This is a genomic window from Vibrio sp. QJM3NY_27 (genome assembly GCF_057785955.1).
Genome location: NZ_CM173511.1, coordinates 218095 through 244232 on the forward strand (window position 1 = coordinate 218095; position 26138 = coordinate 244232).

General features: G+C 40.3%; 22 protein-coding genes. 18 read left to right on the forward strand and 4 right to left on the reverse strand.

Translation table 11 applies throughout. From position 1 onward, the window contains the following. Positions 1-6 precede the first annotated feature (6 nt). On the forward strand, positions 7-1194 hold the full coding sequence (gene manA, locus AC3CIA_RS01010) for a mannose-6-phosphate isomerase, class I (RefSeq protein ID WP_488518378.1): 1188 nt from the start codon (positions 7-9) through the stop codon (positions 1192-1194). Between the two features lie 123 nt (positions 1195-1317). Here the strand turns inward: manA and wecA are convergent, their stop codons facing one another. Further along, positions 1318-2406 (reverse strand): UDP-N-acetylglucosamine--undecaprenyl-phosphate N-acetylglucosaminephosphotransferase, encoded by a 1089-nt coding sequence (wecA, locus tag AC3CIA_RS01015; RefSeq protein ID WP_123311707.1) that lies wholly within the window; start codon positions 2404-2406, stop codon positions 1318-1320. A gap of 324 nt (positions 2407-2730) precedes the next feature. Here wecA and AC3CIA_RS01020 point away from each other — a divergent pair, with 324 nt between their 5' ends. The 7 genes from AC3CIA_RS01020 (at position 2731) to AC3CIA_RS01050 (ending at position 13199) form a co-directional block, all read left to right on the forward strand. Beyond that, a complete protein-coding gene (locus AC3CIA_RS01020) occupies positions 2731-3855 on the forward strand; it encodes an LPS O-antigen chain length determinant protein WzzB (protein ID WP_488518379.1) in 1125 nt (374 codons plus the stop codon). A gap of 775 nt (positions 3856-4630) precedes the next feature. After that, positions 4631-5173 carry an outer membrane beta-barrel protein gene (locus AC3CIA_RS01025; RefSeq protein ID WP_488518380.1) on the forward strand — a complete coding sequence of 181 codons (543 nt, stop codon included), beginning with the start codon at positions 4631-4633 and terminating at the stop codon, positions 5171-5173. Between the two features lie 19 nt (positions 5174-5192). Further along, positions 5193-6104, forward strand: coding sequence for a serine/threonine protein kinase (locus AC3CIA_RS01030; protein WP_488518381.1), 912 nt, complete (start codon positions 5193-5195; stop codon positions 6102-6104). Between the two features lie 180 nt (positions 6105-6284). Then, positions 6285-8402 (forward strand): YjbH domain-containing protein, encoded by a 2118-nt coding sequence (locus AC3CIA_RS01035; protein ID WP_488518382.1) that lies wholly within the window; start codon positions 6285-6287, stop codon positions 8400-8402. 661 nt (positions 8403-9063) lie between these two features. Continuing rightward, positions 9064-10197 (forward strand): polysaccharide export protein, encoded by a 1134-nt coding sequence (locus AC3CIA_RS01040; RefSeq protein WP_488518383.1) that lies wholly within the window; start codon positions 9064-9066, stop codon positions 10195-10197. A gap of 219 nt (positions 10198-10416) precedes the next feature. Beyond that, complete coding sequence (locus tag AC3CIA_RS01045; protein ID WP_102449500.1) at positions 10417-10857, forward strand: low molecular weight protein-tyrosine-phosphatase; 441 nt, start codon at positions 10417-10419, stop codon at positions 10855-10857. A 170-nt stretch (positions 10858-11027) separates the two neighbouring features. Next, on the forward strand, positions 11028-13199 hold the full coding sequence (locus AC3CIA_RS01050) for a polysaccharide biosynthesis tyrosine autokinase (RefSeq protein ID WP_488518384.1): 2172 nt from the start codon (positions 11028-11030) through the stop codon (positions 13197-13199). A gap of 420 nt (positions 13200-13619) precedes the next feature. Here the strand turns inward: AC3CIA_RS01050 and AC3CIA_RS01055 are convergent, their stop codons facing one another. From AC3CIA_RS01055 to AC3CIA_RS01065, 3 genes are all read right to left on the reverse strand, one after another. Further along, complete coding sequence (locus AC3CIA_RS01055; protein ID WP_004733275.1) at positions 13620-13955, reverse strand: hypothetical protein; 336 nt, start codon at positions 13953-13955, stop codon at positions 13620-13622. Positions 13956-14278: 323 nt separating this feature from the next. Beyond that, complete coding sequence (locus tag AC3CIA_RS01060; RefSeq protein ID WP_488518385.1) at positions 14279-14866, reverse strand: N-acetylmuramoyl-L-alanine amidase; 588 nt, start codon at positions 14864-14866, stop codon at positions 14279-14281. After that, positions 14818-15291: a hypothetical protein gene (locus tag AC3CIA_RS01065; protein ID WP_488518386.1), complete on the reverse strand. Its 474-nt coding sequence runs from the start codon at positions 15289-15291 to the stop codon at positions 14818-14820. The genes AC3CIA_RS01060 and AC3CIA_RS01065 overlap by 49 nt, the downstream gene beginning before the upstream one ends. A 286-nt stretch (positions 15292-15577) precedes the next feature. Between AC3CIA_RS01065 and AC3CIA_RS01070 the strand changes: the two genes are divergently transcribed. From AC3CIA_RS01070 to AC3CIA_RS01115, 10 genes are all read left to right on the forward strand, one after another. Further along, positions 15578-16699, forward strand: a complete 1122-nt coding sequence (locus tag AC3CIA_RS01070; RefSeq protein WP_488518387.1) for a helix-turn-helix domain-containing protein — start codon at positions 15578-15580, stop codon at positions 16697-16699. Positions 16700-16885: 186 nt separating this feature from the next. Next, positions 16886-17206 (forward strand): hypothetical protein, encoded by a 321-nt coding sequence (locus AC3CIA_RS01075; protein ID WP_479299481.1) that lies wholly within the window; start codon positions 16886-16888, stop codon positions 17204-17206. Positions 17207-17488: 282 nt separating this feature from the next. Then, a complete protein-coding gene (locus AC3CIA_RS01080) occupies positions 17489-18250 on the forward strand; it encodes an acylneuraminate cytidylyltransferase family protein (protein ID WP_488518388.1) in 762 nt (253 codons plus the stop codon). Further along, positions 18247-19290, forward strand: coding sequence for an N-acetylneuraminate synthase family protein (locus AC3CIA_RS01085; protein WP_488518389.1), 1044 nt, complete (start codon positions 18247-18249; stop codon positions 19288-19290). Before AC3CIA_RS01080 ends, AC3CIA_RS01085 begins: the two co-directional genes overlap by 4 nt. Before the next feature lie 5 nt (positions 19291-19295). Continuing rightward, positions 19296-20414: a UDP-N-acetylglucosamine 2-epimerase gene (gene neuC, locus AC3CIA_RS01090; RefSeq protein ID WP_488518390.1), complete on the forward strand. Its 1119-nt coding sequence runs from the start codon at positions 19296-19298 to the stop codon at positions 20412-20414. Next, positions 20414-21523 carry a polysaccharide pyruvyl transferase family protein gene (locus tag AC3CIA_RS01095; RefSeq protein ID WP_488518391.1) on the forward strand — a complete coding sequence of 370 codons (1110 nt, stop codon included), beginning with the start codon at positions 20414-20416 and terminating at the stop codon, positions 21521-21523. Before neuC ends, AC3CIA_RS01095 begins: the two co-directional genes overlap by 1 nt. A 23-nt stretch (positions 21524-21546) precedes the next feature. Beyond that, on the forward strand, positions 21547-22797 hold the full coding sequence (locus tag AC3CIA_RS01100; RefSeq protein ID WP_488518392.1) for a lipopolysaccharide biosynthesis protein: 1251 nt from the start codon (positions 21547-21549) through the stop codon (positions 22795-22797). Further along, positions 22797-23753 (forward strand): polysialyltransferase family glycosyltransferase, encoded by a 957-nt coding sequence (locus AC3CIA_RS01105; protein WP_488518393.1) that lies wholly within the window; start codon positions 22797-22799, stop codon positions 23751-23753. The genes AC3CIA_RS01100 and AC3CIA_RS01105 overlap by 1 nt, the downstream gene beginning before the upstream one ends. After that, positions 23740-24945: a glycosyltransferase gene (locus AC3CIA_RS01110; protein WP_488518394.1), complete on the forward strand. Its 1206-nt coding sequence runs from the start codon at positions 23740-23742 to the stop codon at positions 24943-24945. The genes AC3CIA_RS01105 and AC3CIA_RS01110 overlap by 14 nt, the downstream gene beginning before the upstream one ends. Before the next feature lie 3 nt (positions 24946-24948). Continuing rightward, the gene (locus tag AC3CIA_RS01115; RefSeq protein ID WP_488518395.1) at positions 24949-26124 is read left to right on the forward strand and encodes an EpsG family protein; all 1176 of its coding nucleotides are present in this window, start codon (positions 24949-24951) and stop codon (positions 26122-26124) included. The last annotated feature ends 14 nt before the right edge of the window (positions 26125-26138 follow it).

Here is a 26138-nt window from a genome sequence, read left to right on the forward strand (position 1 = left end):
CGGTTAATGGCAATTTTTAAGCTCAAGAACCATATTCAAAATTATGCTTGGGGTAGTCAGACTTCTATGTTTGATCTATTTGGGTTTGAGAATGTAGACAGCAAGCCGCAGGCAGAACTCTGGATGGGTGCGCACCCTGGCGGATGTTCTATGCTTGAACAACTTGGTGTTTTACTTACGGACTATATTAACCAAGATGCTGACGATATTTTGGGAACTTATACTGCTCAACGATATGGCCAGCTGCCTTTTTTGTTTAAAGTACTTGCTGCTCATACCCCACTCTCGATCCAAGTTCACCCTAATAAAGTTAACTCAGAGCGTGGTTTTGAACGAGAAAGTGCGCAAGAAATTGCACTTGATGCTATTAATCGGAACTACAAAGATCCCAACCATAAACCTGAACTGGTGTATGCGTTAACGCATTATAAAGCGATGAATGGGTTTAGGCCGATTCAGCATATAATTGCACTGTTCGACGAGCTAGGTCTCCCTGCTCTTGAATATGAACTATCTTCGCTAAAGAAAATGCCCAACTCTGATGGGCTACAGCGCTTTTTTACAGCTTTAATGACATTTTCGGGAAAGAAAAAGCTGGCGATACTTAATGAACTCCAAGGTGTTTTCGATCATGCACATATGTCTGATAGGCTTCAACAGGCTCTTACTTACAGTAAAAGCTTTGTAGAGTATTATGAGGGTGATATTGGCATATTAGCACCATTGATTTTAAATGTTGTCGAACTCGAACCCGGTGAGGCAATGTTCCTTCATTCAGAAACGCCTCATGCGTATGTTAAAGGCACTGCACTTGAAATCATGGCAAGTTCTGATAATGTTCTCCGTGCAGGCTTAACGCCGAAACATATTGATGTCCAAGAGCTTATCGCTAATACTCGCTTTGAATCTATTCGACCTGAACAATTAAAGCTCATGCCTATATCGATAGAGGGACGCCTAAATTTTCCGGTACCGGTAGATGATTTTGCGTTTGATATCCTAAATGTAGAACCGACAGCAAAAGAGCAACGCGTTCGGAGTGCAGAAATCTTATTTTGTATTGATGGTGAAATGAAAATATGGTCGGGTGAGATGTCTTTGAATCTAAAGGCTGGAGAGAGTGTATTTGTGCCTTATAGCGCTAGTTGGTATAAGTATGAAGGTAAAGGCCTGTTAGCCAGGGCGTATAATTAGTCACTTGATGCTGATACCAATTGCTATAATATTGGTATCAGCAAAATTTAAGTGTCTTAAACCTACCTTTTAAACGTGTCGAACTCTTAATACTCGTAACAACAGTAGCCAATAGAGTCTAGTTTACTTGTCATGATCTTTATGTGTTGATGGCTTATTTAATTCCTTCCTAAAGTAAGCTGTTATTTTCCAAACATTACTTAAAAGAATCAAATACACGATAAAGCAGATGAGAAATGTGTAAAGCATGACATATTCGGGAATTCCCACCATTTCGGCATAAATACCGATGCCTGCGAATAGTACAGCAATACTGCAAATTACGATTAATGTTTGTGCGGAACTAAAACCTAAACGTTGAAAAATATGATGCAAGTGCTCGCGGTCAGGTTTAAATGGTGAGTCACCTCGTCGTACACGACGGATCATAATTGCAGCCATATCCATCAATGGTATCGCAATTAGCCACAGGGCGGTTACTGGGCGTAAAGGAGGTCTTGTACCATTTTGGCTTGATAGTAACAACAGCCAAATAACAGTAAAGCCTATGAGCATACTTCCCGCATCCCCCATGAAAACCTTCCTTTTTCGGCCAAAAGCACCTAAGTTTAGAAGAATATAAGGGATGATTATTATAACGAGTACTAAACAAATATAAGCTAGATTATATTGCCCGTCATAATTCAACATAATCCCTAATCCACCGAAAGTGACTACAGATAACCCACCTAAAAGTCCATCGATACCATCGACCATATTAAATGCGTTGATTGCTCCTACAACGGCAAGTACCGTAACTAGATAGCCAAACCAACCCAATGTTACGACATCTCCAGAGCCAAAAATGTCCCCAATAGTATTGAGCTCAATGCCACCGACAACCATCATCGCGACAGATAGGGCTGCTTGAACAACAAAGCGCAATTTGAAGCTTAAATCAAACTTATCATCTAGAGCCCCAACACTAACAAGGAGCAGGATGCATGCCGCATAAAGGCCAGTATTGGGTAAGATGTCTGGGTTGTTAAGTAAAAAGTAAAGGGTTGATATACAAATGGATATACCACCAACTAATGGTACCGCCCCTGTATGAAGCTTGCGTATATTAGGTTTATCAACTAAACCGACTTTCTTAGCAACCTTACGCATTAGAAAAATAGTCGCGAGAGAAAAGAAAAACAGAAAAGAGAGGTCAAGAAATGAAATGAGCACGACTAAGCCTAATAATGGATGTTGAGGTGAATTTTAGTGTATTTGAGCTCAATATAAAAGAGGGGCTAATGGTCTCCGTGATCTCTTCGTGTAAATAATTAGAAATGTCTGGAGTTTGTTAAACCTGAACTTTTTACTTTATGTTCTTCTTGAACGCCTTTCTACGCCTCGTTGTAATTCTGTTCGATATATAGGTGGGAGTCTATAATCAATGTTAAGGTTCAGAAGATCACTTTCATAAAGTTTACAACTCAGACAATACTAAAAGTATACGATGTGATAGTATTTTTCGTTATCAATTTTAGATGTTTTGAGAGATTTACAGTGAAACCTCAGATCCAATCACAGCCGTTTACCACCAAAAGTTCAATGACGTATACAGACCACAATGAACTTGATTTTCGAGAGCTTTTTAAGGCATTGTGGGACGGTAAGCTAGTCGTTATATTGGTTACAGCTTTATTCACTATTGCTAGTATTTGTTTTGCATTGTTTGTTCAAGAGTGGTGGTCTTCAAGTGCTAAGATCACGAAAGCTCAGCCTCAAAATATAGCTGCATATCAACAACAAGTCAGACAATTTCAACCTGTTTTCAATGTTTATCAGGAAGATGGTACTGTTTTAGTCAGTAAAGAACTGAATAGCCTGGGGGACTCTAAAGTTCTCTTTCAGCGTTTTATCAACACTTTTAACTCAGCGAATAATAAACGAGTATTTTTAGATAACAGCTCATCTTTCCAGTCGTTTAAAGCTAGCCTTTCTGCTGATGGTTCTGATATGACGGAAGTTGCGGAACGTATATTGTACTCGGATTGGTTTAAAAGAATTACCGCGTCTATGGAAAACATAGAAAATCCTAATTCCCCCTATTTTGTTCGCTTTCAAACCACAACAAAACAAGGCAGTTTTGATTTACTCACCGCTTACATCGCTTTTACGGAGTCTCAAATTCACCAAGATGCGTTTAACAACTTAAAGGCTATGGTGAGCGGTAAGCGAAATGAGTTGATTCAACAAAAGAGGATTTTGGAAACACAAGCAAAAAATCAGTTATCGGTTGAAACTGAGCGAACCAAATATGCTATGGGTATAGCACGCTCGGCCGGTGTCGATAAACCTATCCCAGCGGGTAATGAAAATGAGCTATTTGGTATAGAGCTAGGCTCAAAAGGGTTAGAAGCGAAGGTCAAAGCGCTAGAGTCAGTAAAAAATTTGAGTGTTATCGAACCTCGCTTACTACAAATAAATGCAAAATTGGACATGCTCAATAACCTTGAAATTGACCGTAGTGTTGAGTTTCAAACATTTCGCTTCTTAGATAATGTTCAACAACCAATTTCTCGAGATAAACCTAAACGTGCACTTATTGTGATTATTTTCACATTATTTGGTGGGCTGGTCGGTGCGGCAATTGTGTTAATACGCTTCGTGTTTAGAAAAGAAGATTAATTCGCTTTAATGGCTAGTGTCTCACACTAGCCATTTTTTATTCCCCTTACATACTATCCCCTGAGCCACGGCCGGCACAACGAATGGCTATCGTAACTCCAACTAAATACCGATACCTAACGTTTGGCGAATTAAGGTTGCTTCTCCTTAACACATCGAATGCCAGACCGACCTCCGTACATCACTAAACCAGCATTAAGCGAAAGTGCGGGCGACCGCGTTCAATTTTCCCCATCCATTTTTTTACTCCTTCCTGACGCAATCCTGACGTTTTTTTGAATCGCTGTGGTGCGTTTACTAATTATACATTTACTTGATAGCGGTTATTACCTATCATGTTGTTCAATTAGTTGTTTAATCAGAGTAATTCCTTGTTAGGTTATCTATCATTGAGTAGATGGTCTTAGTTGGATATTGAAAGCAAAGCAGCAATCTTCTTGTGTTGGTATCTTCTGAGTACCATTTTTGTAGTGTCATACGAAAAGATTATGCTAGCTGCTCGCTTGCAACGTAGTAAGCAAGCTACTCTCAAATTCTTTGTACTTGTTAAACAACATTGAGAAATCTGGCGAAATTCAAAAGTACAGTGTTGAGTTGTCTGTAGCTTCTAGCTTCAGCATTCAATATTGTGCAATTGTGTCAGTAGCTTTGGTACGGAATGGCGTGTATGAGTGTCTGCTTTTTGGGCTTTCATACAAAAACTGATTAGACTATCGCTTAGATTTGCTAGGAAAATCAGCCTCAGTTCAGTTTGAAATATGGAAGATATAATTATATGAAAATGCAGTGGTTAGTTAGGGTTTCACCTTTGTTGTTACTATCAACAGCAGCTGTTGGAGCTGATAATTTATACGTAGGCGCTAAAGTTGGTAATGTAACTGCCGATAACTTTGCACCATTAGTAGAGAGCCGCACGGCTATTGATGACTCAGACACATCTTACGGTCTGTTTGTTGGTTATCATATCGTAGATACACTAGCCATCGAAGGTGGTTATAACTACCTTGGTGAGTATGATCTTAAAGACATTGCAGGTGGCAGCTACGAAGCAAGCAGCTTTGATGTGGTGCTTAAAGCCTCTGGAAATGTAACTGATAGCTTAGCGCTATACGCAAAAGGTGGCATCGCCATTTATGACTGGAAAGCAAACGGTCCAGGTGTTGAGTCTGACGATTCTGGTGTGACTCCAACGATTGCTTTTGGTACTGAATACTCGATTACGTCGGCAATGAAAGTCGGTATTGAATACCAGCTATATCAAGATATTGGTGGCGTCGATATCGACTCGTTTAATGTTGCTTTGTCGCACAGCTTTTAATCATTTTTAGGGATAAATTGTGAAATATAAAATTTTAGCGTTATCAGTCGTTGGTGCAATCCTTGGTGGTTGTGGCAGTGACAACAACAACAGCGTGCCACCGGAACAAGCGTACCGTAACATCATGGCTTTCGACCCTGCAGTTATGGGTATGAAAGGCACATTCAGCTGTGGTGATGGAACAACGGGCACTTTAAAGGCAACTAACTTTTATGGTGTTTCTGAAGTCACAGAGCTTACCGTGTTTAACAAGCCTGAAACTTGTGCGTTTACATATAACGCAACACCGGGTGCCAAAGATGTTTCTAACGGCAAAGACATGAGCAAGGTAAGCTACAAGTTCCCTAAAGGCCTAGCTAACCTCGATGACCTCATCACATCTTCTCCAATCTCAACTTTGATTGAGAAAGAGCTAGATGGTGCAGCATACAATGAAGCAACGGGTATTCAAGTATTGAAAGACCTTGGCTTAGATAGCTTATTGAACAACGGCAGTGTGAGCAGTGTTGCTGACTTCTTACGTCGCACTGATGAAGTAATCAAAGCTCTCCCTGCATCTGAAGCAAGCCTAGTTTCAGCAACTGCAGCAGTACTATCAGACGTACTTGTAGTAAGCCCTACTGCAACAGCTGATGAATTGGCTGCTGCCACGGAATCAATCACAAAAGAAGTGATTACAAGCTACCCAGATTATCCTGAAGCTCCGGGTGGCGGTGACATCTACTTGGATCTAACTACAGACCCTGACTTTATTAAAGATGTCGTGGCTGACCCAACTGCCCCTGTGACAATTCCACCTTCAGCAGAAAAACCATCTGAACCTGTTCCAGACCCAGATGAAGGCACTAAGCCACCAACTGGCGGCACTGGTGGTACTGGCGGTACTGGTGGTACTGGCGGTGGCGGTAACGGCGGTGGTACTGGCGGCTAATTTAAGCATCAATTATAAAGGCACCACACGGTGCCTTTTTTACATGCTGTTACTATCAACATAGTCACAATTAAGCATAGTCACTATCAAGCTCTGTCACCATTAAACACTGTTACTAATAAACACGGCCACTATCTAACATAGTCACTGTCAAATACGGTTAAAACCTATTGTATCCCAATGAAAATAATCAGTTATTCTAAAAGCGCATCTCTCATAGCATCTCTTAGTGCATTAGCTATCGCTTCTAATGCCTATGCTGTCGATAACTTGATGTCGTCCCAAAGTTATACCGGCGCAATCATTGTGCCTAATGCTCAAGTGATGGACACTGGCGACATCTCTTACCTCTATGGGCAAGGTGTACCGTACAAAGGAAAAACCAGCGAGTTAGATAACATATTATTTAGCGTTGGTTTATTCGATGGCTTTGAGGCTGCGGGTCGAATTGTCACAAAAACTTATGACTGTCACCTTTACCCAAATGTACCCAACTACAATCCTAATTGTGGTAACGGTATTCGTGATTTGTCGGCATCGTTTAAATACCAGCTTCCTTTCGTTAAAGATTGGACAGGGTTCGATTTTGCCATAGGTGTGCAAGATCTCGGTGGCGCGGCCAGCAACTTTGAAACCTACTATGCGGTAGCCGATTTTGAGCCTGACTTTGTCCCAGCAAGGTTTAGTGCCGGTTATGGTAAATCAGAAGTGAGCCATGGCGTTCTGAACGGGCCCTTTGCCAGCTTAGAGTATCAACCGTTGGATTTTGTTCAGCTTATTGCAGAGCACGACTCTCACCAATTTAACGCTGGCTTGAAGGTGTTCACACCAGAACACTACCTACCACTGGATACACAGCTATCTTTTCAATACCAGTTTTACACCAGTGGTAATGCTGATATAGACATTTGGTCGGTGGCGGCATCAACCCCCTTAATGGGCTTCTCTGAATCTCGCAGAGTGAATGAGTTAACCTTAGAAGACAAGATCGCAGTAGAACAAGCGCATCATAAATTTGCCGGTATGGTTCAACTTAAAAAAGCACTGGTTGATGAAGGCTTTCTTAACGTTAGAATTTCTGCGGATGATATTGGTTTAAACGTTGCTCTGGAAAACAGACGTTATAATCGTAACCAAGTGGATGGCGTTGGTGTTGCGTTGGGTATTATCTCTTCCTACGTGGGTGAAGGTATGCTGCAAGACCTTGGGGTTAAAAATTACCAACAACAAAACATTCGCTTGTTTAACTTGGTGAATGACATTCCGATGATGGAAATGATCACCAGTGCGCCATGTTACCGTGAATTTGTAAAAACGGGTGAACCTTGCAAAACCCTTCTTGTGCGTACTTCTGATGTGAAAAAGAGTTATGCAAAAGCGAACTTTGATAAAGAGGTGGCTCGTTCTGGCTTTGGCCGTACGCAGGTGATTGTGTCTCCTGCTTTGTATCACAATACCGCCACAGAATACGGTGTATTTGACTACTCTTTAGCGCTTGCTACTAACCTTTACACACCTCTGTGGAAAGGCGCTGCGTTGGATGTTCGACACGTCATGCCATTGGCAGAGAGTGACGACTTTGAAGACGGTGAAATTTGGGGCGACGACGCGTTTGAAAATGAAGTCGATAGGGTTCTTTTCCACCAAGCATTCCAATTGCCTTACAACCTCACGACTCAATTCTCATTCGGACAAGTTTACGGAAACTTTTTGGGCTTTTTGAATGAAACGCAGTATGCCAGCAATAGCGGTCGTCACATTCTAGGAGCTGAATACGCCAACTTTTCTGCTCAAGATAAGTACGACTCAAGAGGGAAAGCTATCTTAGATGCGACCCCGATGATTGGCCATTACACTTATTCAAGACCGGAATGGAACTGGCAAGGTAAAGTACAAGCCGGTCAATTCTGGAAAGGTGATGAAGGGGTACGTGTCACCACCAGTCATTGGTTAGGTGACGTAAGAGTTGATGCTTCATACCAGACCACCAAAGCCGTAGGCAGCAGTGAAGCCGAAGATTTTGTGACACTTTCCATCGCGATTCCGCTGACACTATGGCGTGATATGAGCCCTGACTACGTTCAATTGCGTGGTATCGACCAGTTTGTATACGCGCTTCAAACCCGTGTTGGTGACAGTCGTAACAGTTTAGGTGAAGGCTTAGGTGTCGATACTGGCTTACAGCACAATATTGAAAGGCAGTACTTCAACCGTAACCGCATCGGTGCGAGTTACTACTATGAAAACAGACAGCGCTTACGCAATGCTTACCTAAAATATTTAGAAGCAGTAAAATAATTTAGCGTAACATCTAAATCTAAGAGCCAGCACCTCATGTGTTGGCTCTTTTGCTCTTGTTCTTGCTCTTCGTTTACTCGTATCTCGCTACTCTCATCTGCTCTCATCTTTTCGCATCTCGCTACTCGTATCCCGCATCTACTCTTAGGCTTTTCGCATCTCGCTACTCGTATCCCGCATCTACTCTTAGGCTTTTCGCATCTCGTTACTCGTATCCCGCATCTACTCTTAAGCTTTTCGCATCTCGCTACTCGTACCCCGCATCTGCTCTTAGGCTTTTCGCATCTCGTTTACTCTCATCCCGTATCAGCCCTTAAGCTCTTCGCTACTCGTTTACCCGCATCCCGTATCTGCTCTTAACCCTTAAAACCATTCAACTAGGTTGATAATAAACACAAATTGTGGATAATGTTTACGGATTAAAATGACCGGATGCAAGCATCGTTTTTGCTGCGTTTTGGGATAACTACGCAGTGTGGTGTTGCGGACTATCAAGGGGCGGTAGCATCTTGATTTTTCGATGATAAATGAGAGTTAGATCTTATTATTATTCCACGTCAGCGCTATTTAAAGCCGCATAGCTGATAAAATTACGCGCTTTACTTCCTTTGGGTGTCCTTTTGGGTATCACAACACATTCCATCTCTATTACTTGGTTAACATGAAGATCAATAAAACTCGTCTCCTTTTCGCGCTTATACCTGCATTGCTTGTAGGGTGTACGACTCCAGGTACTCACCTGTCAACCGGTGGTAAGAATGTGATTCAGCCTTCTGAGGAACAGCAAGAGTCTGATATCTCTGAAGTAGTGAATGTGTATCCGCTGACGGCACAGCTAGTATCGACTTACCAAACGGGTACATTATCGGTGTCACAAGCCAACCCTGAACTCGACGTAGACATCGCAAAATATGAATACCAAGTGGGTGTGGGTGACATCCTAAACATCACCATTTGGGACCATCCTGAACTGACCATTCCTGCGGGCTCTTACCGTAGTAGTACCGAAGCGGGTAACTGGGTACATGCCGATGGCACCATCTTCTACCCTTACATTGGTACAGTCGAAGTTGCAGGAAAAACCGTTCGTGAAGTGCGTACTGATATTGCCAGTCGCTTAGCTAAGTACATCGAAAGCCCTCAAGTTGATGTAAACGTAGCGGCTTTCCGATCTAAGAAAACTTATATTACTGGCGAAGTATCTAACCCTGGCCAGCAGCCAATCACTAATATCCCACTTACATTACTGGATGCCGTGAACCGTTCTGGTGGTTTATCTGAAGATGCTGATTGGCGTAATGTTTCATTAACCCGTAATGGCGTGGAAGAGAACCTTTCGCTTTATGGCTTAATGCAACGTGGTGACTTAACGCAAAACCGCTTACTGCAAGCCGGTGATATTGTTCACGTACCTCGTAACGATAATCAGAAAGTGTTCGTGATGGGTGAAGTGAACGATCCTCAACTACTCAAGATTGATCGCGTTGGGATGAGCCTAACCGAAGCACTCAGCAACGTAGGTGGTATTAACCAGCTGACGGCAGATGCAACGGGTGTGTTTGTGATCCGAACTTCTGATGACAAATCAGAACGCATGGCGGACATCTACCAACTAAATATGGAAGATGCATCAGCTTTAGTGATTGGTACCGAGTTTGATTTAAAACCTTACGACATTGTTTACGTTACCGCTGCACCAATCAGCCGTTGGAACCGTGTTATCGGTCAGCTTGTACCGACTATCTCTGGCTTCAACGACCTAACCGAAGGCATGTTGCGCGTTCGTAATTGGTAATAAGCTCTGATTGATAATCAGGTTACATGTTGCGTGTAACCTGATTTTTTATATTTAAAAGTAAATCCTGTTTGTAAGCACACCTATCTTATTAAGAACGTCTAGCTTACAAATGCACTCGGTTTATCGATGCATTCGGCTTACAAAAAACTCGTTTTATAAGTGCATCAGGTTTATAAATACGCTCGGTTTACGAAAAACTAACGTTATAAGTGAATTATGTTTAATAAAATTTTAGTCGTATGCGTGGGTAACATTTGTCGTTCCCCGACCGGAGAGCGCGTTCTTCAACAGTTGCTTCCGAACAAAGAGGTAGCCTCTGCAGGCATCGCTGCTGAAAAAAGCCGTTTAATTGGCAAGCCTGCAGACGACACGGCGATTTTGATCGCTGCAGAAAACGGGGTCGATGTTGAAAACCATCAGTCTCAACAAGTGACGCCACAGCTTTGTGCTCAGTATGACTTGATCTTGGTGATGGAGAAGGGCCATTTAGAAGCGCTCACTCAAATCTCACCAGAGGCACGTGGTAAAACCATGCTGTTTGGTCAGTGGATTGGCCAAAAAGACATCCCCGATCCACACCGTCAAAGCCGTGAAGCCTTTGAATACGCTTATAAGCTGATTGACGAAGCCGCACAAGCGTGGGCAAAAAAGCTGTAGGTTTAAATGCAGTAGATTTTAGATGCAGTAGGTTTTAAATAGACAGCTTTTTAAATGTCATGCTCTAAATGTAGGCGTGGCTAAGCCACCAATAGAATCATATAAAAGAGAAGTACGCGGAGCGTATATATCGTCTCTTAAATAGCAATAATTTAGGAAGTAGCAAACAAATGACAACACAACCCTCTCAGCAATCGCATACAGATAATTCTGATGAGATAGATTTAGGAAAACTGCTTGGCATTCTGCTGGACGCTAAATGGCTAATCATGCTGACCACATTCGCTTTTGCTGTGTTTGGTATTGCGTTTGCTCTGCTTTCAACGCCGATATACAAAGCCGATGCCCTGATTCAAATTGAAGAGAAGAGCTCTGGCGGCATTTCTTCAATGGTCGGTGACATGGGCGAGTTGTTCTCTCAAGAATCTTCTGCCACGACAGAAGTGGAGATCATCAAATCTCGTATGATCTTGGGCGAAACGGTTGATAAATTCAATTTAACCACCGTAACCTCTCCAAACTACGCACCCATCGTCGGCAAAGGCTTTGCTCGCTTAACTGGCGACATCAACCACATCGCAGTGAGCCGCTTTACTTTGCCAAGCTATGCGAGCGGTTACGCACACACCATTCAAATTCTCGATGCCGAGCAGGGTACTTACCAATTAGTTCGCGATGATGAGCGCGTTATCTTGCAAGGCAAAGTGGGCGAGCTAGCAACCGCCGACGACTACAGCTTGTTTGTGGCAGGTTTTGAATCACACAACGATTTTGAATTCTCTATTAGTCAACGTAGCCGACTAGAAGCGATCGAATGGTTGAAAAAATCGTTGTCTCTGTCTGAGCAAGGCAAGCAGACTGGCATTTTGAAGCTGAGCTTTGAAGGCGAAAACAAACAGCAGATCTCTGAAATCCTCAATCATATTAGCCAGATCTACTTCTTACAAAACGTGAAGCGTAACTCAGCAGAAGCAGAGAAGAGCCTCTCTTTCTTAGAAAGCCACCTTCCGGGTATTAAATCTGAGTTAACTGGCTATGAAGACGTACTAAACAATTACCGCCAAAAGAATGAATCGATCGATTTGGGTTTAGAAGCACAATCAACCTTAAAGGTAATGGTAGAGCTTGAAGCGCAATTGAATGAACTGACGTTTAAAGAGAGTGATATCAGCCAGCGTTTTACTAAAGATCACCCAGCGTATAAGTCGCTGATTGATAAGCGTAAAACGTTATTAGGTGAGCGAGAGCGCCTAAACAAGCAAGTGCAAAAGCTGCCAAAAACACAGCGTGAAGTACTGCGCATGACACGTGACGTTGAAGTAAACCAACAAATCTACATCCAGCTTTTAAACAAGGTTCAAGAGCTAAGCATCATTAAAGCCGGTACGGTCGGTAACGTTCGTATCTTAGATGACGCGCAAGCGTATGCTCGTGCCGTAAAACCTAAGAAGCCTCTAATTGTTGTATTAGCAACGCTATTAGGTGGCATGCTAAGTGTGGCGTTTGTATTGGTAAAAGCGGCGTTCCACCGTGGTGTCGAAAGCCCAGATCAAATTGAACAAATTGGCCTGCCGGTTTACGCAGCGGTACCAAAATCTGATTTGCAGATAGAGCTAACTAACCGCTTTAAATCGAAGAAGCAGCAAACCAAGGGGACGCAAGCACTGCTTGCCGAATCGAACCCTGCCGATCTTTCGGTTGAAGCGCTGCGTGGCCTTCGTACCAGCTTGCACTTTGCGATGCTAGAAGCGAAAAATAACGTCTTGATGATCTCTGGCCCAGCGCCGGGTATTGGTAAATCTTTTATCTCGACCAACTTTGCTGCAGTAGCCGCAAAAACAGGCCAGAAGGTGCTATTGATTGATGCGGATATGCGTAAAGGCTACCTACAACAAAGCTTCGGTGTGAAATGGGACAACGGCCTTTCTGATGTATTAAGCAGTAAGCAAGAGTTCGCTCAATCAGTAAAAGCAACACCAGTAGAAAACCTACATATTATTACTCGCGGCCAAGTGCCACCCAACCCATCAGAGTTGCTGATGCACCCACGCTTTGCAGAGCTAATGGAGTGGGCATCAAAAGAGTATGACTTGGTGATTGTCGATACTCCACCAGTACTGGCGGTAACTGACCCAAGCATTGTGGGCGCTTTCGCGGGTACCACATTAATGGTGGCGCGTTACGGCCAAAACACCATTAAAGAGATCGACGTTGCTCGCAACCGTTTCGAACAATCGGGCATCGAAGTGAAAGGCGTTATCTTCAACGCCATCGAGAAGAAAGCATCAAGCTCGTATGGCTACGGCTACTACAACTACGCCTATTCGAGCGACAAGAAATAACTAAAAGCAGTAACGGGATTCGAGTAACCGGGTAAACGAAGAGCAGAAAGGCAGATACGAGATGAGAGTTATCGAGTATCGAAAAGCGCCACTCGAATCCACTCTTCATCTCTTCGTTACTCGTTTACCCGCTACCCGCATCTATTATTTTAAGCTCTTCGCATTTCGTTTACTCGTCATTCGTATCTATTATTTATCCACTCGCATCTGCACTTTAAATTATTCGAGGACTTAGCTTTTGGTTCTCCCCCTTGAACACCGGACTATTGTGAGTGATGGTGTTAATAGAAGGGGGAGTTAGAGGGGGTTGTTAGCGATGCCTAACCAACCCCTCCCAGCCTCCCCTTATATTGAAATTTTCTGCCAAGTAACAGTCGTGATAAAGGGGAGGAGCTAAAAGCACTACTCGCATCTGCTTTTCTACTTCTTAACCACGCCACCCGTTAAATACAATCCAATCGCCGCTAACACCGGATAGCCAAACGCTTCATTGGTCATTTCCCCTAATGGTTTCCAATCGTAACCGTGCATACAACCCAGAATCACCATCACATGCAGTGCCACATAAGGAATGGTGAACAACAACACAATGTAGCGCTGTACCAACTTAAAAGGTTCATACGCTTTAAGCAGTGCCAGCTTGTGCTTCGCTTTTTCTTCATCAGTAAAAAACATCGCATCTCCTGTGTTGGTGAGTGCATCTAACCCTTTGCTAATGGAAGACTGGCTCCCGAATATTCTTCCGAACAATGTCATACTGCTCCTTGGTTTATTGATGGTTCTCGTCACTCCCGCTCTTAATCTCTTCGAATCTCGCTACCCGCTACCCGCTACCCGCTACCCGCATCCCGCAACTGCTCTTCCTGCTCTTCGAATCTCGCTACCCGCATCCCGCAACTGCTCTTCCTGCTCTTCGCATCTCGTTCACTCGAATCCCGCAACTGCTCTTCCTGCTCTTCGCATCTCGCTACCCGCATCCCGCATCTGCTCCTCTAGCTCTTCGCATCTCGTTTACCCGCATCCGCTCTTCAAGCTCTTCGTTTACTCGCATCTCGCTACTCTCATCTGCCCTTAAACTCTTAAGCTTTTATCTTCAAAACAGGACACGCTTTATTCACACCCCAATCTTTATGCCCCTTAACATTCTCATCTGAAATCAAAAACTGCTCTTGCAAGGCAGCCATCAAACCAAACAACGCCTTGCGCTGCGCAAGCGTGAAGTTATCTTCTGGTTGCAGCTCGGCATTACAGCCGCCGACCAGACAAATCCCAATATTGCCCTTGTTGTAGCCTTTCACATGCGCGCCGGTTTGCGACAGCGGCCTGCCAAGTTCGACATCGCCATTACGACGAATAACAAAGTGATACCCCACATCACGCCAGCCTTTCTTTTTATGCCATCGACGAATCTCGGCTACATCTACATCTTGCTGTGGTGGCGTGGCGCTGCAATGCACCGTAATAAATGAGAATGCCGGGCAATGAGGCAAACGGAGTAAAACCGAAACGAGACTGAATGAATAGGGCGCGAGTGAGAAACAAGGCTCTAACGAAGGACTTCGCTCTTCCGTGCTAGCTCGCTCTTGCAAACAGGTCGGCTCTTGTAAAGCAGACGTTTCTAACGGCTGGTGTGGAACTCGGTCAGTTGCTGGTGGAGTGTTTGACAAAATAAATCCTCGTGTTGTTGTAAATAGGCGGTTAAATACGTTGATAACGATTCTTTTAAATCAGGGTGCAGTGCGATGTGTTGTCGCAAACTCGCTGCTACGGTTTTTGCATAGCCAGAGTGGTGACTGACATAACGTAAATACATCACGTAATAACCCAGAGGCTGCCTACGCCGAGCTCGGCTGATCATCCAACAAGTATCCTCATAGCTGGGGACGTCACCGCATTCATCCTCATTAAAATCACAACCGTCCATTTGGCTTTCTTTATAACCGCCGGCTTCATAGCTCAGTACTTGGCCAGACACATCACTATCACTAAAAAATAACGGCTGGCGTGATTGATTCAGGGAATTAGCACGGCACTCGAGGCTCGCCATTCCGGGTTGGTACGCTGAAATAAAAAGAGAAACTATCGCCTTCATTAAGCACCTTATTGCTGCATGGGGAGGGCAATGTACTTCAACATTCTTGATTGGGGTTGGCGGGAATAGCGCGAAAATGAAGGGACACAGAAAAGTGAGAAGTGCTTCGAAAAATCACAGATCAATAAGGCTGGTGTTGCATATCTATCCGAGGCGTTTAACCAAACATCTTTTCTTACAACTTATCTCATGGGCGTTTTGCCCCTAAAGCGCCAAAAAGTGTTGTTAATGCTCTGTATATCAATGGATTTCTATACGAATGACTAATTAACAAGGAGCGTTAACCATGTGTGTTTCTCTAATTCTTTCTTTCATCCCATTAAAAACCGGCTCGCCGATAAGTAAGTTGGTGTTATTAAAATTGGCCGATAACGCCGACGCGCGCGGCGTGTGTTTCCCATCCTTAAATTACTTAGCACAATATTGCGAAGTGTCGGTAAGAACCGTTAAGCGACACGTTAACGAACTCGAGAAACAAGGCTTTGTGAAGCGGATAAAGCGGTTTGATGATTCAGGACGCCAGCGCAGCAATATATATCAGCTGCGCCTACCCAACGACAGCCACATTCAGCAGGCCGATCTAGACCAAGCGAATCAAGAGAACACTAATGTAGAACAAACAGGTTTACCGCCAGCCTCGTCGAAATATCCACAGAAAACAGAGCTCGCAAAGAAAACAGACCATTCAGACACTCCCCTGGGTGACTCAAGATCCAACACGGAGAGTGATCGTCCGGCACACATAATCTTTCATAAAGAACATAAAACAGAGTTGAACTTGAAAAACGACATCTCAGATGACGCCGCTGTTCTTGATCCCCCAAGCGGTTCTGAACAACATGAGCTATCGACATCTAAAACCAAAAATGAAGCCGTGATTCATCTGCTCACCAAAGAAGGCAGCGCGCCGATTTACCATGAGTTCACCACAATATTAGAATGCACCTACCCCAAGTTAGATGTGCTGCAAGAACTGCATGCCATGCAAGCCTGGCTGTACATCAACCCCGATAAGCGCAAACCCTTTGAGCACATTGGCCATTTTGTGAATGGCTGGCTAAGAAGAAGCGCCCAAGCCAAGGCGAAGCGAGACTCATCGCCAGTCTTTAAGCAAACAAGAGCGGCTAAACAAGCCAAAGCGGTTAAGCAAACACAAGCGGTGAAACCCTCAAAGAAAGCTAGATCAAGAAAAGCCGTAGGATCGATAAAGGCAGATGCGCCCACAACAGCTTCAAACCAAGCGCAGCCAATCAAAAGTAATCACGCTGAAAGCAAATCTCAACAACCCACACCTGTCTCTCAGGCCCTCGCGGACTACAAAGCCAAAAGCAAAAGCACCACGAACCCGTTTGAAGCGCGTATCAAGGCCCTAGTTCAATCCAAATCGCCCGGCACGGATTCTAAGTAGTGACAATTCGATTATTCACAGACTAAACGCTTGTTCACACAGCCCAAAGCTATTGAAAACCAAGAGCTTAGAAAGGAAAAGGCTCAGGGAAACCAAAAGCTTAGGAGAACCAAAGGCGAAGGCAGACCAAACGCGAATACAGACAAAAAACGTCAAGAGACAAAAGTAGAATGAGGGAGAGGGCAAATGGACGATACCAGCCTAAAAAAACTGACAACGGAAGAAAAAGTCACCATTTTAGAAAAAGAGATAGCGCGAGTAGAAGGGCGCATTGGCGAGTTCTTGAAATTGCTGGTTAACCACTACCCGCAAGGGCTAACACGCACAGAAATTAAAGCGTTATTAGCGGTAAACAACAACCCAAGCTTTGTGTCGCTGTACCGCAACGGCAATATTTTCATTGATATAGAGAAACGCTACTGCGACGCAGCACAAGAAAACAGGTACCACATAGGGACTCAGTATCTACAAGACGTACAATGCTCTCGCTGGGTCAATGCTTTGTGAGGCACTTGTCAAAATGAGGTAAATTGCAAACTGGTCAATATGCACTTGATTTGCTAGAATACGCAGCAAATTAAAACCGTATGAAAAACGCATAAACCTGAAACACAGTGATAAATTGTGATTCATTGCCTGTAGGAGCCAAACCTAAGGGCGGTAGCGTGCCCAAATGTGAATGGCTAGTAAGTCAAAAAAGCTATAGAAAGGCTGTTTTTGGTGGCCTATTGGGGCGATTTTAAGAAAGAGAGTAAAATCTGGGTTTTATAAGGGGTTGTCTCAAAGTGAATGAAAAGTTTCGAAAAGCACAAAATCTGTGAGATGAATATATCAGCTAAATCAACTTGTGGCATTATGAATAAAAAGTTTGTTGGGCTAGTTACAGCCCGAGGTGGCTCCAAAGGGCTACCGCGTAAAAATGTATTGCCGATCAATGGTACTCCATTAATTGGTTTGACTATCACTGCTGCACAAAAGTGTGGGTTAGTAAGTGAAGTATACGTTTCTACGGATGACGCAGAGATTGCAGAAATAAGCGAGCAATTTGGCGCTAAAGTAATACAAAGACCAGAGCATCTAGCCAATGATACAGCAAGCAGTATAGATGTTATTTCACACGCAATTGAGTGGCTAACAGAACGGCAAGAACTATTTGAACACATGGTTCTATTGCAGCCAACGTCCCCATTACGTACTTGTACTCACTTGTATGAGGCCTTGAGTCTATATGACGAACGTAATGCATCCCTTGTCATTAGTGTTTTTGAGCCTACCCATACTCCAATTAAATCGTATATCCAATCAGGTGACGGGTCAATTAGCGGGCTTTATAGTAATGAAGCACCTTATGAGCGTAGGCAAGACTTACCTAAAGCATTTCAACCTAACGGAGCTATTTATGCATTTTCCGTTGCCGAATTTAAGAAAATAAACCATTTCCCAAGAACCAATGCTTTTCCATATATGATGTCTGAAGCAAACTCAGCTGATATCGACACCATCGAAGACTTGAAACTTGTAGAAAAAAGATTGAAGGAATTAAGTAAATGACAAACCCTGTATTTGAAGTGTCTGGTCGAAAAATTGGTCTGGACTACGACCCACTAGTTATAGCTGAGATTGGCATCAACCACGAAGGTTCTCTGAAAGTAGCATTTGAAATGGTAGACGCTGCTATTGAAGGTGGAGCTGAGGTGATCAAACACCAAACTCACGTGGTAGAAGATGAAATGAGTGGCGAAGCAAAGAAAGTCATTCCTGGTAACGCGGATGTTTCGATCTATGAGATCATGGAGCGTTGTTCCCTCAATGAAGCTGATGAAACGAAGTTAAAGGAATATGTTGAATCAAAAGGGGCAATCTTTATTAGTACTCCTTTTTCACGTGCAGCGGCTCTTCGTTTAGAGCGAATGAATGTGCCTGCTTATAAGATTGGCTCTGGTGAATGTAATAATTATCCGTTGTTAGACTTAATCGCAAGTTTCGGTAAGCCGATTATTCTGAGTACGGGTATGAATGATATTCCTTCGATAGAAAAGTCGGTTAATATTTTTCGTAAACACCAAACACCTTTCTGCCTATTACATACGACCAACTTATACCCCACTCCAGAGCATCTAATTCGTATTGGGGCAATGGAGCAATTACAACACGCATTTCCTGACGCTGTTGTTGGTTTGTCAGATCATAGTGTTGATAACCTTGCATGTTTAGGTGCTGTTGCTGCTGGTGCCTCTGTGTTAGAACGACACTTTACTGATAGCAAGAAACGTCCTGGCCCTGATATTTGCTGCTCTATGGATGCAAAAGAGTGCGCTGAGTTAATTGAACAATCAGCGCGTATGGCGAAAATGAGAGGCGGTAATAAAGAAGCAGCTAAAGAAGAGCAAGTAACTATTGATTTTGCATATGCAAGTGTAGTTACTATTGCTGATATTAGTGAAGGTGAAACCCTAACTCACGATAATCTATGGGTTAAAAGACCTGGCACTGGTGACTTTTTAGCTGAAGACTATGAATCTCTAATCGGGAAATTAGCGACTCAAGAAATTCCTGCTGACGTTCAATTAAAGAAAGAGCATATTGGTTAACTTATATGAAGAAGATATTGTTTTTGACGGGTACTCGTGCCGACTTTGGTAAGTTAAAAAGCTTGATTGCCAAAGTCGAGCTACATGCTGATTTCGAAGCTCATATATTTATCACTGGAATGCATATGATTGCAAAGTATGGGATGACAGCTAGTGAGGTTGAGAAGGCCGACTTTAAATCACTATTCAAGTATATAAACCAAAATGGTCACGACTCAATGGATGTGATCTTATCAAAAACAATTCAAGGTTTATCTGACTATGTCAAAGAGTTAGCACCTGACATGATTGTTGTACACGGAGACCGTGTTGAAGCTATGGCTGGTGCAATTGTTGGTGCGTTAAACAATATTTTGGTAGCGCATATTGAAGGCGGGGAGGTGTCAGGAACAATCGATGAACTTATACGACATTCAGTATCAAAGATGTCGCATTTACATTTTGTTTCTAACGATATAGCCAAAACTAGATTGATTCAACTCGGTGAATCCGAATCCAGTATTTTTGTAATAGGTTCTCCTGACTTAGATATTATGAATTCAGGTACTCTACCATCGCTTAAAGAAGTAAAGCTGCGTTATGAAATTGACTTTGATGACTATGCTGTATTTATGTATCACCCAGTAACGACTGAAATTAATAAGCTATCACAGCATATTTCAGAAACGGTTAGCGGTATTATTGCAAGTAAAAAAAATTATGTAGTTATTTATCCAAATAATGATCATGGTTCAGACATTATCATTAATGAACTTTCTAGGCTTCAAGGTAATTCTAGATTTAGAATATTTCCAAGTATACGTTTTGAGTGTTTTTTAACATTGCTTAAACATGCTGATTTTATGATTGGTAATTCAAGTGCCGGAATTCGAGAAGTCCCATTCTATGGTAAACCGACTATTAATTTGGGTTCGCGCCAAAATAATCGATCAGATGCAAAGTCAATCATGAATATTGATGAGAACGCACAATTGATACTTGAAGCCGTCGCCAAGGTTGCCAATTGTAGCTTTGGAAAAACTCAGGAATTTGGATATGGTAAAAGTGATGAGTTATTTATTAATGCAATTGAAAGTGAATGTACTTGGAATGTAAATAAACAAAAAAAATTTATGGATATATAATGATTAAACTACTTCATATAGCTTCGTTTAACGGTAACGTTGGTGATAATGCAAGTCATTCCGGCTTTGAATATATACTAAATAATATTGGCATTAAATTTGAAATCGAGAGGCTTGAAATTCGCCGGGCATATAAAAACTACGTGGGAGATGATAAAATATTCTTTGATGAGGGTTTTGTCGACTATGCTAATCGTTTTGATTTTGTAGTTGTTGGAGGGGGAGGTTTCTTAGATTATTGGGTTCCTGGAAGTTCGAATGGAACTACATTTGATATATCTAATGATATATTGAATAAGATAAGTTCAAGGGTATTATTTACTAGTATCGGCTCTAATCCACACAAAGAAGTACCTAAAGAAAACTATGAAAAGTTTGAATCTTTCATTAAATTCGCATTAGAAAAAGATAATATTTCTATAGCATTAAGAAACGATGGGTCACATGACTCATTAAAGAAAGATTTCCCCAATATTCAGTATAATGAAATAGCCATGATAGCAGATCATGGTTTTTTTTATGACACTGAAAGTGATCTTCCTCCCTTTATTAATGAAGACTACTTTTGTATTAACATAACAAATGATCAAGTTGCTATGTTTAATGAAGGGCGAATGTTAAAAGATAAAATATGGTATTATAAAGAATTAGCAAAGGTAGTTGAATATGTAGTAAAAAAACACAATTATAAGTTGGTATTAGTGCCTCATATATATAGTGATATTCAAGCAATTTCAGAGTTTATTAATTATTTACCACAAGATATAGTTAGAAATAAAATGATAGTCTCCTCTTATATGCAAGGTGATACTGGAACCGAGTATATATTTAATATCTATAAACATAGCAAAGTTAATATTGGCTCTCGATATCACTGCAACGTTTGTTCATTGAAGTTTGGCGTGCCAACAATTGGCCTTTCTCCTCTTAAAAGAATTGAATATATACATAACCAGTTGACGGACGAAGAATCAAGCTTGTACATCGAACCTGGGTTTTCTGACAAAATAGTCAATATGGATATTTCAAGAGTTACTGTCAATAAACAAAAGCTTTATGAAATAAAAGAATCTACTATGAATTTTTATCGTAAATATTTTCTTGGTTAACGTTTTATTATTAAGGATTAAAGTTGATTTCAAGGCTAATAGGTAACTCATCAATATATCTTTCAACAAATATATTATCTTCAGCAGTTCCTTTTGTTTTTATCCCGATTCTGACCGATGTTTTGACTCCTCAAGAGTTTGGGATGGTTGCTATGTTCCAACTCTTAATTCTTTTTTTTAATGCTATTCTTGGCTTTAATGTGAATGCTGCAGTTGAAAGAAAGTATTTTGAAACAACGAGTAGAGAGATAAAAAGTTATATTGGTAGTGCAATATTCATATTATTGGTATCTTTTATAATATTTTGTTTTTTGGCTTTTATCTTAGAGAAGTATATTGTGGCCTTATTCAATATACCTCCTGTTTGGTTATATGTTTCGATTGTTTGCTCTCTTTTTAATTTCTTTATATTAATTAGACTAGGTATGTGGCAAGTTAAAGAAAATGCAGCTAAATATGGAATAACACAGCTTTTCCGGACTTTACTCAACTTTGGCATTAGTCTTATTTTTCTATATATAATTTTAAGTGGTGTGGATTCTAGAGTTATAGGGATTGCTATATCAACTATAATAGTAGCAATGTTCTGTTATTGGTCATTAGTAAAAGATAACTTAGTTTCGTATAATGGTATTACCAAATCAAAGATTACTGAAGTGCTTAATTTTGGAATACCCATAGTACCCCATGTAATATTTAATCTAGTTCTAAACTCGGTTGATAGGATTGTTATAAATAAATATCTGGGTATGGCTGATGTTGGTATCTATATGCTGGCTGTGCAACTTGGTCTTATTGTTAGCGTTTTTTTTACTAGTTTAAATAAGGCTATTCTACCCGTATTATTTTCCAACCTATCGAAGAATAATAAAGTTTTTGTAAGGAAGCTATATTTATCACTAGTATCTTTTTTGAGTGTGTCAATGTTGTTTTCTTGGGTATTATCCCCATACATGGTCAGTTTATTTTCTAATGAAAACTATTACCCGGCTAAAGACTTTATTGTTTTTATATTTTTGGGGCAAATACTTTCGTCCTCGTCACTATTTATATCAAACTTGTTTCTATTCTACAAAAAAACAAAATATCTATCTTATAGTTCAGTAATCAGTGGAACGATTAATGTTGTATTGTTGTTTTCATTGGTTGGCAATTATGGAATACACGGTGCTGCTGTAGCGTTTATGTTGTCGAAATTGATACAACTGTGTGTGACCCTCTATTTTGTAAATAAGGAATGTTCAATCAATTGGATACTGAGAGTTAAATTTTAATGGAAAATATAAACATTGGTGTTGATTTAAAAACCCCTTTACACTTACTATCCTTTTTAGCTTACTCTGAAAGGGTAGGTACTAAAGAAAATATTATCTTTGTTTCAGGTGAAGCAATTGAAAGGTTTCATAAATATCAAGCTCTTCTGAAGCTATATAATTGTAGTGTTTTACCTTTAAATGGTCATAATGATATCTTAGATTGCTTGAAAACTCATGCTAGATTAAATATTAGCGTTGTTTCAATTAATTTCCCCAAATACCACTTTAAGGTTAAACACACTAGGATTAATCTTGTAACTATCAATGATGGTCTTAGTTCCTATCCGTCTTTTAAAAGTATGTATTTTAATTTTAAGAGGGCAGGTAGAGATATTTCGTTTTTAACACTTTTAATCAAGTACTTTGGTGAGAGACTTATATCAAAGGTTATTCCTTACGAAGAATTCTATCTACACAATAGCAAAGATCTAAGTATAAATCACGCTTATACAAAGGCACTTAAAAAAGTTCTTTATAAATCAAGCAACTCGATTTATAAAGGTGCTTATAATAAAAAATTGAAAAATAGAACGATGGTTTTTATCGGCCAGCCACTTATCACATTGGGGACTGTAAAGAAAAGTGATTATCTAGATTCAATCAACCTAGTTAGAGATATTTGTAAACGCAAAGGCTGGGATTTTGTATATAAGCCTCATCCCTTGGAATGCCCTAAAGGGCTAAATATTGAAGAAGAACTAGTTGATTTTGATGGTTCAATGGAAGAACTGTTTTTTTTAGAAGATGACATAGTCGCGATTAGTTCGTTTTACTCAACATCTTTGATTTCTTTGTCAGAGGTTTTTAATGTTTTAGCCTTTAGGTTAGATATTCCAGTGAAAAACTTATATTTTAGTAAAAAACAGAGAATACTGTTGTCAAAAGTGGGTGTTATAAGTAATGAAGGTTATTAATCTATATTCTGGGAATGTGAATGCTCAAACTGGAATAGGAACAGTGTTACAGACTCTTCATGAAGAGTGTAAATGGTCAAGTCGTAATATTGAATACAAAACGATATCACTTGACGGTGGTGTCAAAATTAAAAGTGATGCAACCAGAAGAAAGTCGATTCTCAAGATCGCGAGAGGTAAAGTTAGGACATCTTGGTGGAAATTGGCTGAGAATTATCAGTTTTTCTCAAGACAATACGTTGAGTTTTTATACCTAAAAAGAGCTCGAGAGGTAATTGATAGGAATAAATCTATTCTAGAAGGCGCCGACGTTATTCTAGTTAATGATTTGTGGTCAATACTTACGATAAGCCGTTATTATAAAGGATTTCTTGGCAAATGTTGTTATGTTAATCACTCAGATGGCGAATTAGCTGGTTTTATAAAAGAGGTTTTTAAGCCTTTGAATGATTCGAAGTACTATAATAAATTGTCATTGGAACTAGAATCGATTTTAGTAGAAATATCTCATTTGATGGTGCTGTCTACTCTGGCTAAATCTAGAGTTTTAGAACAATACCCATTTATATCTGAAAATAAAATATCAGTTATTTATAACGGGTTTTCTTCAGAAAAAGAGGTTGAATGTGATTTTAGTAATAGCGTCTCACTCCATGTTTCTGGAACACTTTGCTCTAGAAAGAGACAATATTTACTAATCCCCATAATGCGTCATTTTAAAGAATATGACATTAAATTACATGTTTATGGAAGTGGGCCTGATATCAATAAGCTTATTTTATCTAGGAATAAGTATGGCTTGGAAGATAAAATAAAATTCTACGGATATTACGATAAACCATATAATAATTTTAAGTTTGGTGATTTATTTGTATTGTTGAGTAAAAAGGAAGGCTTCCCTATGGCGGCTGTTGAAGCTACGTCTCGAGGATGCCCAGTAATATTAACAAATGCTGGAGGGGCTCGTGAGCTAATTGAAATGACTTCAGGTGTATTAATCGAGGCGAATAATGATAATGATGTCATATCAAGTGCGGTTTCAGCTATTAAGGAGTATTTGGATGACAACGATAAAAGGCGTTATGATGCTGAAAATGCAAAGTTAGGCTTTGAAAAGAATCTTACATCATCTTCCATGATTGAACGTTATATTGATATGTGTATTTTGATCAAATCAAAGGGAGAGGGTTAGAGTATGTATCTTACTTATATGGTGATATTAGCATATGCGGTTGTTCCATTTTCTCCATATATATCATACTTTATTTTTGTATTTGCTACTTTATTTTCAAATAGGAAAACATTTTTAGCGATAGCTCCCGGCGTTATATTGACTTTTGTATTAACCAGTATTTCTAGAGAGTTATTTTCTACATATCGAGATGATTTTGAAACTTATTATCAGAACTTTATTAGTGATGAATTATTGTACTCTTTTTACTATTTTGGAAGTGAGATTTCTTTACCTGTCCTTAATTTAGTAATTAAGTTTTTTTTGGGCGATCTTAATCCGCACAGTCTTTTATTCATCTATGTTTGTATTCAGTATTCTGTGCTTGTTTTTGCATTGTTTAAGATATATAGCAAGGTATGTGCTGATAAGGGAGCTGAAAGGAATGAGTTTGGCATTTATATGTTTCTTTGTCTTGCCTTTATCCCGTTTTTCTCTTTTACTATTTATATTAGGCAAGGGCTTGCAATATCATTCTTTATTCTTGCATTATCACTCAATTTAACTCGGTATAGATTAATATTCTTCATTGTCTCTTTTTTATGCCATCATTCATTAGTTATATTTTATGGTTTGTACAAGTTAATTGAAAGGTATAGTAAGAAACGATTATTTTTTGGAGTAAGTTTTTTAGTTATATTTATTTTTCTACCTATTTGTATGGCTATTTTAAAATCAGAATATTATTATCTAGATAAGATAAGAGCCTGGTTGATTTTAGATGTCGAATTTTCAATTGTTACCTTCATTTCTAATTACAAATATCTATTCCTTTCTTTGTTTTTTTTGCTCCTTTCTAAGGACCATTATCTGACCAAGTTATTATTTGTTGTTATTAGTTTCTGTTTTGTAATTGACTATTCTATCCCTTATCTTTCCGTTAGATTTATGCTCCCTCTTATTTTAATGGCGGGGCTTATTTTCTATTTGTCTTTCTATAGGGTAAGTAATAATAATGTTCGGACTTTAATGTTGGCTTTCTTTTTTGTTTTGGCTATTTTAAGGTTCTACACCCCAATATATTCAGCTAAGGGTGACTATTCGGATGTTTTTAAAGCATATGATTACTTCGACAGTTCACCTTTTTATTACGTCTATGAAATTATTTCTGATAATAATGAAAGACATAGGGATTATTAATTTAGGTATTTTTT